The following is a 15,039-nucleotide window of genomic DNA, read 5'->3' as shown; positions in this document are numbered from 1 at the left end:
TATTTTAATAACAATCAGGAAGCTGGTCTTCTGACTCATCAGGATTTAACAAAGGATTAATCTGCTTTAAAACATCACGATCTGCTTTTTGCATCTGCTGACTTCCTAGTTCGGCTATCTGTCCATGTTTAAAAATTTCTATGCATTTTGGTCCGCCTATAGGACATCCCGCTTTACTGTCTTCTATCAAAATTTTGCCTTGATTGCTCAATGTTACTTTCTCGTAAGGATCGTCCCACAGGGTTATGGTCGCCATGCAGGGTTTATTACCACTTGAAGTAGGCTGTAAAGTGCATTTGCCAAAAGTGCCACTCTTTAAGGTTTGATTGATATCTTTGGTTGTGGCTATGAGTTTTTTATTGGCTCCTTTGTCGTTCGCAAAGTGTTTCTTTTGAGATTTTACAACTAAAATATCAGTAGCATCTTGGTCTTCGCTGAACTTGCATTTGCACGCAGCGCCATCTACAACAACATATTTCTCCATAATCTTAATTTTTTATTATTCTACTAAAAGTGACATCCTACTATCTACAGTAATTTTGCTCTCGTCTAAATTTTTAACTTCAACTGTAATTTTTCGCTTCATATCAATTAAATCACATTCCAAATGCAGTTCTTCTATGAGATAATTATTAGGATTCAAAAAATATTGAGCTTGGTAATATTCTTCGCCATTTTTGTCTTCAGATTTTCCGTTTTGGGTTATTTCAATCTGATTTAGATCGTTGAGATACGGATTCACCTTTTCAGAAATTAAAAACTCCAAATCTTCGGTTTGGGCAATTACAGGAAAATATAATTTTCGTTCCGTTTCAAAATTTTGAGTGTAGGCTCTATGTATTCCGTTAAAATAAGCCCTCAAGAACCAGTTTCCAGATAGAAGTTTTACCAATAAGCTGTTATCTTCAATTGCACTTTCAATATTTTTAGTAAGCTGCACAAAAGTTTTCCCATCAAACAATTCCCTAATGCTGTATTTTTGTTTTTCCCAGCGTTCTTTTAGTTTGTCATAACTATTTAAATCTATCCATTTGCCGTATTTATTTACAACTATTCGTAAAGGAAACAGAAGTTCTGCAGTCTTTTCTGCGACCGTGTATACTCTTGTATCAATTGGTTCTCCGTCTATTAATAGTTCTGAAGTTTTATTGATCTCAATAAAATGATAATTGTCTTGTTGGGTATCGGGTTTCAATCTTAACAGACTGAAATTTTGTTTTAGGGTCTGTTTTTTTCCGTCCTTTTCAATTGTATACAAAACCGAATAGCTGTGATTGAGCTCAAAAGGGGTAAAAGGAAGGACATTATCGTGACTTACAAATAAAACAGGTTTTTTCTTCTTTTCTTTGTCATCTTCTTTTTTCATTTGCATTCTATTATTTTATAGGTCCTTCTTCTTCTAGCTCTTTTAATTCATCAATCTTTTTTTGTTCTAAATCTTCGTTGTGCGAATCAGTGTTGTATATTTTAGCATCTGGTGTTTTTTCTTTTTCCAGAGGAGCATTTTTCTCCGTTTTACGTTCACATATTATTACCGAGTTTTCGCTAATTAAATTAGATTCCATGTCCTTTAAAGCATCGACATATTTTGTTTTTTCATACCATTTGGATTGAGGATAGAAAACCCAATTGTAATTTTGTCTGTTCGGCATCATTACTTCAATCTGATTTTCTGGATTACTTTGGTTATATCCATTTACTGCAAGAAAAAACAAACGTCCAAATTTGACGCTCACAGGAGCTTTTGCTCTTATGGAAATATATTTTTCGTGACTGTATTCTTTTTTTATTAAGATTGTAATCAATAAAATGCCTTTCATTTCATCACTCTCAATTTTTTTATAAGATTTATCAGGTGACCATGTAATGATTTTTTTTGACGGTATCAGCATCATAAAACAAAATGCTTTATCAATGGCAGTAGGAACTACGAATAGTATAAAATGGCCGCACATTATAAAAGTAAAATTTATGCCGTTTAAGGCTGTATAAATAATAGCAAACAGCAGGCTAGAATATAATGGGGTAACGACCGCAAAAAGGAGCTCAACGGTAAAACTTTTTAGCTTGAATTCCTGAAAATAATTACGATAAATCCAAACATGAAGAATTCCAAACAGCAAAGATGTTATCTGATAAAAAAAAAGTTCCTGACTAAGGTTTGTAAATCGCTTATTATGACCTAAAAATGCAATAAGAGCATAAATCAATGCCAATATCAAAGCATAGGCATAGAATTTCTTTTTATACTCTTTTGCAAAGTCTTTTATTTTATCGCTAATAAGTAAGGTAAGGATACCACTAAGCGCAATTATCACAATTAAATATATTATGATATTGACATCAATTAGATTTATTAAGTTCTTTTTAATCATTTTAGTATGATTTTAATCATTCTTAAAAAACAGTAAATAACTGATTTTTAAGATCATTTTTTCGGAACTAATGTAATCTTTTTATTTCATTTTAAAATTAAAAAAATAAAAATTTTCTTTCATTTTTAATTTTACAAACAATAAAAAGGAATAAATCCTTTTAAGCTTTTTATAATTAATTATTATTTCAACGAATCAAGATAAATATATTAACCTCAAATAAAATTCTTTATAATTGATACGAAATACCAAATTCGATATTCTTCGTGTTATACCCAGCATTACTGCTTCCTAAACCCGCATTAGAAACATGCCTTACGCTAGGACGCAAATCAAACTGAAACCGATTATAATCTACGGCAAAACCAAGCGCTAAAACATCAGCAAAAGCGAATCCTTTTGACATTCTCTCTGTTTCTGTATCTGTAATAAGAGGCCCAACGCTTCCTAATGCATATACCGAAAACATCCTACCAATTGGTTTTCTAACTATGAAACCGAGATTCAAAACATACTCCCTTACGTCTTTCAGTTTCATATATTCTATTCTTTTTTGCTCGAAATTGGGTTTCTCTGGTTTTACAAAATAATAATTCAACAGCTGGTGTTTTCCAAAATTGATTTCGGGCTGAACTAAAACTTCATATTTAAAATTTCTAGATTCTTTGATTTTATAATACAATTGCACTTTGTAAAAATGATTCTCAAAAGTATAATCGGTATTACTAAATTCACTTCCGAATCCATAACTTAAACCTACTCTATAATTACTGCTTTTCTCTTGCGCATGAAGCTTAAAAACAACAAATAAAGCAATTACAAAAAATCTTAGTTTTTGGATCATAATTCGTTTTGGATTGGCAGATGCAAACATAAAAAAAAGATCCAGTTTTCACTGGATCTTTCTATTATATAAATAAGGATTTTAATTATGCCTTATTGTGTTTGTCTTCAATTGTGTGTTTCTCATCACTTGAAATCGTGTCAACCAATACTGGCGTAGCGATAAATAATGAAGAGTAAGTACCAACAATAATACCAATTAACATAGCGAAGATAAATCCTCTGATAGATTCTCCACCGAAGATAAACATCGTTAATAATACGATAATCATCATTAATGAAGTATTCAATGTTCTAGATAATGTAGTATTAATAGAAGCGTTTACGATATCTTCGAAACTACCTTTACGGTTTCCGATAATAAACTCTCTTACCCTGTCAAATACAATTACCGTATCGTTCATAGAGTAACCAATTACAGTCAAGATCGCAGCGATAAAGTGCTGATCCATTTCCATGTGGAATGGCATGAATTTGTAGCATAAAGAGTAGATTCCTAATACGAAGATTACGTCGTGCGCAACAGCTGCAATCGCACCTAATGAATATTGCCATTTACGGAAAGATACCATTAAGTATAAGAAAATAACTGCCATTGCACCAAGAACCGCCCAGTAAGAGTTTGTCTTAATATCTTCAGAGATAGAAGCACCTACTTTAGAAGCTTGCAATACTCCAACTTTTTTACCGTCAAAAGAGTTGATGAATTTATCGTAAGTTGTATTTGGGAAATACTTTTGTAAAGAAGCATATAATTTTTGGTTTACTTCCTCGTCGATAGCAACACCATCTTCTTTAATTTTATATTTAGTAGTGATTTTCAATTGATCATCATCACCTAAAATTTTAGCTTCAACCGGAGTTCCAAAAGCAGCAGATAATTCATCTGAAACTGCAGTTGCATCAACTGGTTTTTCGAATTTAACTTGGAAAGTTCTTCCTCCAACAAAATCAACACCTTCATCTAATCCGTTAACGAAGAAGATAGAAACTAAACTTACTACAACTACAATAGAAGAGAAGATATAAGTGAATTTTTTGATTTTGATAAAGTCAAAGTGGAAGTTTGTAAACCAGTTTTTAGTAATATTTGTAGAGAAAGTTAAATCTGCTTTTCCTGCAATATTTCTGTCAATGAAAATTCTAGCAATAAAGATAGAAGTAAACAATGAAGTTACGATACCAATTAATAATGTCAATGCGAAACCTTTGATAGGACCTGTTCCAAAAATGAATAAGATAGCTCCAGTTAAAACGTGAGTAACGTTAGCATCAATAATAGAACGCATTGCACCATGCCATCCGTAAGAAGCTTGAACTGCTTCAGAAAGTGATTTTCCTTCACGTAATTCTTCTTTCGCTCTTTCGTAGATAATAATGTTCGCATCTACCGCAGTACCTAATGTTAATACGATACCTGCAATACCTGGCAATGTCAATACAAAACCAAAACTTGCCATAATTCCGAATAAGAATAGTAAGTTTAATAATAAAGCAAGGTTTGCATACCAACCAGCTTTACCATAATAGAATACCATCCAAACACAAACTAATAAGAAACCTAATACAGAAGAAATTGTACCTGCATCAATAGCTGCTTGTCCTAAAGATGGACCTACAACAGTTGATTGGATAATATCTGCAGAAGCTGGTAATTTACCTGCATTTAATACGTTAGCTAAATCTTTAGTTTCAGCAACATCAAATGAACCTGTAATCTCAGATCTTCCTCCAGCAATAGGACCGCTTGTTACACCTGGAGCAGAATATACGATATCATCTAATACAATAGCAATGTAGCTTTTTTGAGCAAATGCTCTTCCTGTCAATTCTTCCCAAACTTTAGCTCCTTGGCTGTTCATTTGCATAGAAACAGCTGGTTTACCCATTTGGTCAAAAGTATCTTTTGCATCAGTTACAACACCACCGCTCATTGCTGGGTTATTGTCTCTGTTTCCTTTTAAAGCATATAATTCTACAACTTCAATATCAGCTGCACTTTTTACGTCTTTAGCTTTAGGGTCTTTTATAGTTGTTGGCTTGCTCCATACAAATTTTGCATAGTGTTGGTCAGCAGCCAATAATACTCTAATTTCTGGTCTTTTGAAATACTCATTGATAGTAGCAGTATCTTTAGGAGCAAAATATCCTAAAACTGGTCCACCACCATTACCGATAATTTTATCGAATAAAGGATTGTTTCCCTTTTTAACTTCTGAAGAATCTTTTGCATCTGTTAATAATGCATTTAATGAATCTTTAGCAACAGTTTTAGTTTCTGTCTTTTTAACTTCTGTTTTCTTTAAAGCTTCGTTTGCTGATACTAAGAAATTACCAATTTCTTCAATTTTGAAAGTTTCCCAGAACTCTAATTGAGCTTTTCCACCTAATAATTTTTTAATTCTATCAACATCCTTAGCACCTGGAAGCTCTACTAAGATTCTTCCTGTTTCTCCTAATTTTTGGATGTTTGGTTGTGTAACACCAAATTTGTCGATACGCTCTCTTAATACTTTAAAAGCACTTTCAACAGATTCATCAACTTTTCTTTTGATAACTTTTTGAACTTGCGCGTCAGACATTTGAAAGTCTACTCCACCTTCTCCTTGAAGACTTCTGTTAGCAAAAATATCTGGAGATGCTAATTTTACAGAACCTTTTGAATTTGCTTCAAAAGCTTCAAAAAACTTATTTAAATACGTTTTGTTTCCTTCTAAATTTGCAGATGCATCAGCTAATGATTTATTAAAAACTGGATTTTTAGAATTATTAGCCAAACCTTTTAATACATCTTTAATAGAAATTTGAAGAATTACATTGATTCCTCCTTCTAAGTCAAGACCTTTATTAAGCTGTTTGTTTTTCACTTCGTTATAAGTGAAATCAGTAAAACCAAGGTTTAATACTTTTTCTTTACCAATAGAATCTAAATATTTCAGCTCTTTATCAGGATTATCTCCTGCAAAAGCTTTAGCTTCACTTTTGACACCATTTGCCACAAAAGTGAATGATAGTTGGTAAATACTTACCAATGCAAATAGAATTGCGAAAAATTTAATAAGTCCTTTATTCTGCATTATTACTAAAAATTAATTATGTTTTATTTTTGTTTTTGTTTTAAAGTCCCATAAAATAAGCCCTGACATGATTTTTTAAAACAAAAAAACGAGATCACGAATTACCAATTTTTTTTTAAACCGAGCAAATATATAATTAACGAAAATACTAACCAATTTATTTATTAATTAATCTCAAAAAAAAAGCTGCAAAAGTGCAGCTTTTTTTCTTTTTTGCCGTTTTTATTATACTAAAATCGTTTTTAGAGCATCATTCATACTACGAACTGCATCTGCACTTTTAGCAAACAAAGCCTTTTCCTGATCGTTTAAGTTTATATCTAGAATTTCTTCTACACCGTTTTTACCAATTATACACGGCACTCCTATACAGATATCATTTTGACCATATTCTCCTTCTACAAAAACAGAACATGCAATCATTTTTTTCTGATCATTCAAAATACTATCTACTAAATATGCAACAGAAGCTCCTGGCGCATACCAAGCAGAAGTCCCTAGAAGTCCTGTAAGAGTTGCTCCTCCTACCATTGTATCTGCAGCAACTTTTTGCAATACTTCTTCTGAAAGAAACTGAGATACTGGAATTCCATTATAAGACGCTAAACGCGTTAACGGAATCATAGTTGTATCTCCATGACCTCCAATTACCATTGCCGAAATATCATTTGCCGGTTTATCTAGAGCTAATGAAAGATACGTTCTAAAACGAGAACTATCTAAAGCTCCTCCCATACCAATAATTCTATTTTTTGGAAGACCTGTAGCTTTTAAAGCCAAATACGTCATCGTATCCATCGGATTGGAAACTACAACAATAATTGTATCTGGAGAATACTTCAATACATTTTCAGCAACTGTTTTCACAATTCCTGCATTGATGCCGATTAATTCTTCTCTTGTCATTCCTGGTTTTCTCGGAATTCCTGATGTAATTACTACTACATCACTTCCTGCAGTTTTAGAATAATCGTTGGTAACGCCAGATACTTTAGTATTAAAACCAGTATTTGTCGCACATTGTGTAATATCCAATGCTTTACCTTCGGCAAAACCTTCTTTAATATCCAACAATACTACTTCGCTAGCAATTCCTCTATAAGAAATAACATCTGCACATGTAGCTCCAACATTTCCTGCTCCTACAATGGTAACTTTCATATTTTTTACTTTATCGGTTATTAATTTATTTGTCTATTCTTTAAAAAGACAATTCGTTTAATTGTCTAGTAAATTTAAACAATTAAACGAATTGGAATTATTAAATTTTCATTTTATGCATCAATATTTGCATAAACTGCATTTTTCTCGATAAATTCTCTACGAGGCGGTACTTCATCTCCCATTAGCATAGAGAAAACTTGGTCAGCTTCTGCCAAACTATCAATGTTTACTTGACGTAAAGTTCTGAAGTTCGGATCCATTGTGGTTTCCCATAACTGCTCCGCGTTCATCTCTCCAAGACCTTTATAACGTTGGATATTGGCACTTCCTCCCATTCTTTCGTTAGCCTGATCACGCTGAACATCATTCCAAGCGTATTCTTTTTTATTTCCTTTTTTAACTAAGTACAAAGGTGGTGCTGCAATGTAAACATGACCTTCTTCGATTAGCTCTTTCATGAAACGGAAGAAGAACGTTAATATTAAGGTAGAAATGTGGCTACCATCGACATCGGCATCACACATGATGATTACCTTATGATATCTTAATTTTTCAAGATTTAATGCTTTACTATCTTCTGCAGTTCCTACTGTAACTCCTAGCGCGGTAAAGATATTTCTAATCTCTTCGTTTTCGAATACTTTATGATGCATCGCTTTTTCAACGTTCAAAATCTTACCACGTAATGGAAGAATCGCTTGAAAGTTACGATCACGTCCTTGTTTTGCTGTTCCACCAGCCGAATCTCCCTCGACAAGGTAAACCTCACATCTTGCAGGATCTTGCTCAGAACAGTCTGATAATTTTCCTGGCAATCCGCCACCGCCCATAACGGTTTTACGCTGTACCATTTCACGAGCTTTTTTTGCTGCGTGACGTGCTTGCGCTGCTAAGATTACTTTTTGGATAATTAATTTTGCATCATTTGGATTTTCTTCCAAATAATTTTCTAGCATTTCTCCTACCGCTTGAGAAACTGGAGAAACAACCTCTCTATTTCCAAGTTTTGTTTTTGTCTGACCTTCGAATTGAGGCTCAGATACTTTTACCGAAATAATTGCTGTTAATCCTTCACGGAAGTCATCTCCAGCGATTTCGAATTTTAATTTATCTAACAACCCAGAAGCATCCGCGTATTTTTTAAGCGTTCTTGTCAAACCGCTTCTAAAACCTTGTAAGTGCGTTCCTCCTTCGTGTGTGTTGATATTATTTACATAAGAGAAAATATTCTCTGTATAACTCGTATTGTAGATTAAGGCAACCTCAACTGGAATTTCGCCTTTATCATTATCCATACTGATAACATGAGAAACAATTGGCTCACGGTTACCATCTAAGTAGCGAATATATTCTTTAAGACCTTCATCTGAGTGAAATACTTCACTTCTGAATTCGCCTTTTTCATCAACTTCCCTCTTATCTGTAAACGTAATTGTGATTCCTTTATTTAAGAAAGAAAGCTCACGCATACGCGCTGAAAGTGTGTCATATGAAAATTCAGTAGTTTGAGTAAAGATTGTATCATCTGGAAAAAAAGTTTGGCGAGTACCTCTTTTTTCTGTTTCTCCAATTTGTTTAACAGGATATAATGATTTTCCTCTTTCGTATTCTTGCTCATAGATTTTTCCTTCTCTAAAAACAGTCGATTTCATATGAACCGAAAGTGCATTTACTACAGAAACCCCAACACCGTGAAGTCCTCCTGAAACTTTATAAGAGTCTTTATCAAATTTACCTCCGGCACCAATTTTAGTCATTACAACCTCAAGTGCAGAAACTCCTTCTTTTTTATGTAAATCAACAGGAATACCACGACCGTTATCTTCAACTGTTACCGAACCATCTTCATTTATTGAGACACTAATAGCATCACAATGTCCTCCCATCGCCTCATCAATAGAGTTATCAACAACCTCGTAAACCAGATGGTGTAGTCCTCGAACCCCTACATCACCAATATACATCGACGGACGCATTCTTACGTGCTCCATCCCTTCTAATGCCTGAATACTATCTGCTGAATAATTGTTCTTCTTGATTTCTTCGCTCATATAATTTATTCTAAAAAATGTAATTAATGTCTAACACGCAAATATATAAAAACGCGAGCTATATACCCAGTAAATTACGACTTAAAGCACTTAAGTTATCAACACAATTGTCTGAAAAACTAAAAAATAAAGCCAAAAATGAATTTAAATTCTAATTTTCCTAAATTCCAAATTCTAAAAATGGAAATAACGTAAAAAACCCACTCTTTCTAAAATTCCAAATTCTCGTTTTGAAATTCTAAAATCAAAAAACCGAAATGCATTTTAACGCATTTCGGTTTTTTCTATATCGATTCCAACTTTGAATTTGGAATTTTACCTTTTAAGCAATAACAGTAGTTTTTACAGGTTCAAAATTTCCATTTAAATGGGCTGCATTTGCTCTTCCGCTCGGATCGAGGTTTTCCTGCCATTTTGGTATCCATTTTCGAACGGTTTGCGCCGCACTGACCTGTGGATAGTATTTATGGAAAATCGATCTGTACAAATAAGCTTCCTTAGTCGTAGGAGAATTATACGGGAATTCTGTACTTGCGCCTGCCAACTGTTCATCTGTAACCTGCGATGCACAATATTCGATCAACTCATCTACCCAATTATATCCTACACCATCAGAAAATTGCTCTTTCTGACGCCATAAAACTTCTGAAGGCAAATAAGCGTCTTCAGTATCAAAAGCTTTTCTTAAAATGTATTTTTCAACACCATCATATGTTTTTGGCTGTTTTTCTTCTGTTTTAATTCGAATGGCAACATCTAAAAATTCTGTGTCTAGAAATGGAATACGCACTTCTAAACCATTTGCCATTGTTGTTTTATCTGCACGTAGCAAATCGGCTGTAAACAGCTTTTGCACTCGCTCTATAGTTTCATCCTGAAATTCCTCTTCTGAAGGTGCATTTCTAAAATACAAATGTCCTCCAAAAACTTCATCTGCCCCTTCGCCTGACAATATTACTTTTATACCTTGATCTGCAATAGCTTTAGAAAGCAAATACATTGGAACACCCGATCTTACCGAAATAATATCGTAAGTTTCTATATGATAAATTACTTTTTCTAAAACTTTAACTCCTTCTTCAACAGAAAAATGAATTTCGTGATGTTCAGTTCCTAAAAATTCTGCTGCTTTTCTTGCCGCAACGTTATCTGGCGCATTAGCATCCAATCCGATAGAAAACGAATGCAGTTTCTCTCCTTTTTCTTTTAGCAATCTTGAAGTGATTGCCGAAATCAACGAAGTATCCAAACCTCCTGACAATACAACCCCTAAAGGCACTTCAGCCAATAAACGTTTGCGTGTTGCCTGAATCAGACTTTCACGAATCAATTCTAAATCTAATGGGTGAGTTGCATTTTTATGATCCTCGTATTCTGGACGATAGTATTTTACAAAACCTGTTTTTGCTGTATAATAATGTCCTGGAGGAAAAGTAGAAAATGATTTGCACTGATCTGCAATAGATTTCATTTCTGAAGAAAAATAAATTCTTCCTCTTTCATCTAAACCATAATACAAAGGTTTCACCCCAATCGGATCGCGACCAGCAATATATTTATCGCCATCAATAACTACAAAAGCAAAATCTCCATCCAATTTATTACAGAAATCGTATCCAAATTCTTCATACAAGTGTACAATTACCTCTGAATCCGATTCTGTTCTGAAGGCATGACCCTTTAAAACTGTATTTTTAAGCTCTTTATAATTGTAGATTTCTCCATCATGCACCATCCAAGCTTTACTGGTTCCTTGAATTGGCTGTTTCCCCGAATTAAGATCAATAATCGACAGACTTTCATGACAAAGTATACTGCCATTTTCCATAATATGAATATCGCTTTCATCAGGTCCGCGATGTGACATTCTCTCAGAAAGTTCTTTTACAAGCTTGGGGTCTTTTCCTTTGCCAATAACGGCTAACAATCCAGACATACTATTCTATTTTTTTATTTTTATTCTGATGTACCAAGCCTAAGCAAGCTGTACATTAAAAAATCATTAAAATTTCTGCTTAAAAGCAAAACTAAATATTATTTTCTGCTTTCTTACATTTTGCATCCTAAAATTTCATGGTTTAACTTTTATTTCAACGAAAGTCAAACATCAAATAAATTTTAATCGATTACCAAAACTTTTTATTTTAACATATTGAAATACAGAAACTTTTTTAGACAAGAAAGACGCTCTCATAAAAGAACGTCTTTCAGCAATATATACTAATTCTAAAAATTAAACTCTTAATTATTTTACATAAGCGTCATCATGAACACTTGCTACAGCTCTTCCTGATGGATCGTTCATGTTTTTGAAAGCTTCATCCCACTCCAAAGCAATTTTTGTACTACAAGCCACACTCGCTTCTTGAGGCACGCATAACGCTGCTGCATCACTTGGGAAATGTTCAGTAAAAATTGAACGGTAGTAATACTCTTCTTTTGAAGTTGGAGTCTGCAATGGGAATTTGAATCTTGCGTTTGCCAATTGCTCATCTGAAACTTCTCTAGCTACCACTTCTTTCAGAGTATCAATCCAGCTGTATCCTACTCCATCAGAAAATTGCTCTTTTTGTCTCCAAGCAACACTTTCTGGTAGCATATCTTCAAAAGCTTTACGAACTACCCATTTTTCCATCGGGTGTTCTTTGTTGATCATTTTATCTTGCGGGTTGATACGCATGGCAACATCCATAAATTCTTTATCCAAGAATGGAACACGACCTTCAATTCCCCAAGCCGCTAAACTTTTGTTTGCACGTAAACAATCGTACATGTGAAGTTTTCCTAATTTACGAACGTTTTCTTCGTGGAACTCTTTAGCGTTTGGTGCTTTGTGGAAATATAAATATCCTCCAAACAACTCATCTGCACCTTCTCCAGAAAGAACCATTTTGATTCCCATAGATTTAATCACTCTCGCCATTAACCACATTGGAGTTGAAGCTCTAACTGTAGTTACGTCATAAGTCTCAAGGTTGTAAATTACATCACGAACTGCATCTAACCCCTCTTGGATTGTAAACTTAATTTCGTGGTGAATAGTTCCGATATGATCTGCTACTTTTCTCGCTGCAGCTAAATCTGGAGATCCTTCTAATCCAACAGAGAAAGAGTGCAATTGCGGATACCAAGCATCTGTTGTATCATCAGACTCAATTCTTTTTTGAGCAAATTTCTTAGCTACAGCCGAAGTAATAGAAGAATCTAAACCTCCAGAAAGTAAAACTCCGTAAGGAACGTCACTCATTAATTGTCTATGAACCGCAGCTTCTAATGCTTTTCTGATTTCTGGAATGCTAGTTTCATTGTCTTTCACTGCATCGTATTCTGTCCAGTCTCTTTTGTACCATTGTACAAATTCACCGTCTTTACTTGATAAATAATGCCCTGGAGGGAATAATTCGATTTTTGTACAATATCCTTCTAAAGCTTTTAACTCAGAAGCCACGTAGAAAGTCCCGTGCTGATCCCATCCAATATATAATGGAATAATTCCCATATGGTCACGAGCAACAAAATATTCATCTTTATCTACATCGTAAATTGCAAATCCAAAAATTCCGTTTAATTCATCTACGAAATCTGCTCCTTTTTCTTTATAAAGTGCTAAAATAACTTCACAGTCACTTTCAGTCTGAAAGTTGTATTTTCCGGCAAATTGCTTACGCAGATCTCTGTGGTTGTAAATCTCACCATTTGCAGCTAAAACCAATTTCTTGTCTTCAGTAAATAAAGGTTGTTTTCCTGACGCTGGATCTACAATTGCCAAACGCTCATGAGAAAGAATCGCTTTATCATTACTGAAAATTCCGCTCCAATCTGGTCCGCGGTGACGAATGATTTTTGACATTTCTAATACTTGAGGTCTTAACGCTTCGGCTTTTTGTTTAAGATCAAAGGCACATACAATTCCACACATAATTTTATATTTTTATTTTTTAAATTTTAATTTGATAGGACAAAGATGTAATATTAGTTACAATTGAAAAACACAAATACTAATATCAATTACAATTATCAATCAAAAAAATCAATTTACATATAAAATGTAAAATTTTAGTATTAAAAAAAAGGCTTAAACTTTAAATCCTTAATTTTAAGCACAAAACTGCTTTCAAATTTAAAGTTTAAAGCGGTTTTTTGAATTAAATTTTGAGTTATTTCGATATCAATTAAAGATTCGTAAAGAAGAGATAGAAAATTGTTCTGGAATTATTGTTTATATAGTGTTACCTAGATTTTAAATCTTATCTGTCATCTTGACAAAGGAAAGATCGCACAAGTAATTCCGCATACTAGTTCGCCAATCTTTATCGAGGTTCTAGTGTGATCCTTCCTTCGTCAGGATGATAAAATTTGTGGAATTACTTTATGTCTATTCTTTAGAGAACTTTGTCAAAGTTTAAAACTTTGACAAAATTGTTCATAGACGAATTCATTATTCAACACTTTGAATTGTGTAATGCGTCTTATTTATTTCAAATTGAAATCCAGCTTTATTTCCCATTAAATGATTTCCCAAAGGAGATTGCGGAGAAAGTGCAATGACATTGATTCCGTCAATCGCTATTTTTGGAAGTGCAACACTCACATACAAATAAATCCCATTTGCTTTCACCAGACTTCCTAAAACAATATTTTCTGTCGTTTTAAGCGGATCTATTTTATCTAAAATTGCTTTTTGCTCAAGCGCTTCCTTCAATTTATTCGTCAATTTTTCCTGTTCGATATGCATCATCGACAAAGCTGTTTCGTGTTTATCGCCAGCTGAACCTTTTGCATCGTTTTTTGAATCTTCGGTCAAGCCTGAAATCATGTCTTTAAAAACATCAATTCTATCTTGAACCATTTGAGTATAGTGAGAATATATTTTTTCTTTGAAAGTCATTTTTTTTTAAGGTACTGAGGTTCTAAGGGACAAAGGTGCAAAGGTTTTTCTTTTTGTCTAAATTTTTATTCGAAAAAAGCTTTTGGATAGACCACTTCTCCATTTACATCGTTTAAACCGTCTTCTGCCAACGCTATTACCATACAGTTTTCAGCTGGAACATCAAACGGCATTATGATATTGTATTTTTCGCAGAGTTCATATCCGAATCTTGGATAATAATCTTGATGTCCTAATAAAATAACTGATTTATAACCTAGACTTTTTGCAACTTCATGCCCGTACAGAATAAGTTTTGAACCAATTCCTTTTCCTTGAAATTCGGGTAAAACTGAAACTGGAGCAAGTGCCAGAGATTCAAACGAATTTGAATCGTTTTTGATTCTTAGTTTAGTAAATAAAATATGGCCGATAATTCTATCGTCAAGCTCCGCAACAATAGACAATTCAGGAATAAAGGCTTCAGAATTTCTCAGTCTTTCCACCAAAAACTGTTCTTTATGATCGCTGTATTCTTCCTTTTCAAAAGCTTTTTCTATTAATTGAAAAACACTTTCAAAATCATTTTTATTTTCTTGACGTAATATAATTTCCATTTTATAAAATTAAAAAAAACAGCCACGAATTCACGAATCTACTCC

At 33.6% G+C, this 15,039-nt stretch carries 11 protein-coding genes; all 11 read right to left on the bottom strand.

Features of this window, described 5'->3' with window-relative positions; genetic code table 11:
- Positions 1-4: 4 nt before the first annotated feature.
- The 11 genes from ABXT06_RS08700 to ABXT06_RS08650 all read right to left on the bottom strand — a co-directional run bounded on the left by ABXT06_RS08700 (position 5) and on the right by ABXT06_RS08650 (position 14,994).
- Positions 5-484 (bottom strand): DUF4280 domain-containing protein, encoded by a 480-nt coding sequence (locus ABXT06_RS08700; protein WP_354590399.1) that lies wholly within the window; start codon positions 482-484, stop codon positions 5-7.
- A gap of 15 nt (positions 485-499) precedes the next feature.
- Positions 500-1,366, bottom strand: a complete 867-nt coding sequence (locus tag ABXT06_RS08695) for a hypothetical protein (RefSeq protein ID WP_354590398.1) — start codon at positions 1,364-1,366, stop codon at positions 500-502.
- A 10-nt stretch (positions 1,367-1,376) separates the two neighbouring features.
- On the bottom strand, positions 1,377-2,375 hold the full coding sequence (locus tag ABXT06_RS08690; RefSeq protein ID WP_354590397.1) for a TssN family type VI secretion system protein: 999 nt from the start codon (positions 2,373-2,375) through the stop codon (positions 1,377-1,379).
- 229 nt (positions 2,376-2,604) lie between these two features.
- Complete coding sequence (locus ABXT06_RS08685; protein ID WP_354590396.1) at positions 2,605-3,219, bottom strand: acyloxyacyl hydrolase; 615 nt, start codon at positions 3,217-3,219, stop codon at positions 2,605-2,607.
- A gap of 85 nt (positions 3,220-3,304) precedes the next feature.
- Positions 3,305-6,295, bottom strand: a complete 2,991-nt coding sequence (gene secDF / locus ABXT06_RS08680) for a protein translocase subunit SecDF (RefSeq protein WP_354590395.1) — start codon at positions 6,293-6,295, stop codon at positions 3,305-3,307.
- A gap of 225 nt (positions 6,296-6,520) precedes the next feature.
- Positions 6,521-7,456 (bottom strand): malate dehydrogenase, encoded by a 936-nt coding sequence (gene mdh, locus ABXT06_RS08675; protein WP_278022377.1) that lies wholly within the window; start codon positions 7,454-7,456, stop codon positions 6,521-6,523.
- 113 nt (positions 7,457-7,569) lie between these two features.
- Positions 7,570-9,510 carry a DNA topoisomerase (ATP-hydrolyzing) subunit B gene (gyrB, locus tag ABXT06_RS08670; RefSeq protein ID WP_223705167.1) on the bottom strand — a complete coding sequence of 647 codons (1,941 nt, stop codon included), beginning with the start codon at positions 9,508-9,510 and terminating at the stop codon, positions 7,570-7,572.
- Positions 9,511-9,832: 322 nt separating this feature from the next.
- A complete protein-coding gene (gene asnB, locus ABXT06_RS08665) occupies positions 9,833-11,446 on the bottom strand; it encodes an asparagine synthase B (protein ID WP_354590394.1) in 1,614 nt (537 codons plus the stop codon).
- Positions 11,447-11,755: 309 nt separating this feature from the next.
- Entirely contained in the window at positions 11,756-13,429 is a 1,674-nt protein-coding gene (asnB, locus tag ABXT06_RS08660) for an asparagine synthase B (RefSeq protein WP_354590393.1), read from the bottom strand.
- 519 nt (positions 13,430-13,948) lie between these two features.
- A complete protein-coding gene (locus ABXT06_RS08655) occupies positions 13,949-14,398 on the bottom strand; it encodes a hypothetical protein (RefSeq protein ID WP_111365260.1) in 450 nt (149 codons plus the stop codon).
- Positions 14,399-14,463: 65 nt separating this feature from the next.
- Positions 14,464-14,994: a GNAT family N-acetyltransferase gene (locus ABXT06_RS08650; protein ID WP_354590392.1), complete on the bottom strand. Its 531-nt coding sequence runs from the start codon at positions 14,992-14,994 to the stop codon at positions 14,464-14,466.
- Positions 14,995-15,039: the final 45 nt, after the last annotated feature.

Origin of the sequence: Flavobacterium sp. UW10123 (genome assembly GCF_040538975.1) — a bacterium.
Lineage (GTDB): Bacteria > Bacteroidota > Bacteroidia > Flavobacteriales > Flavobacteriaceae > Flavobacterium.
The sequence above is the reverse complement of the archived record's forward strand: the minus strand, read 5'-3'. Positions and strand labels throughout refer to the sequence as shown.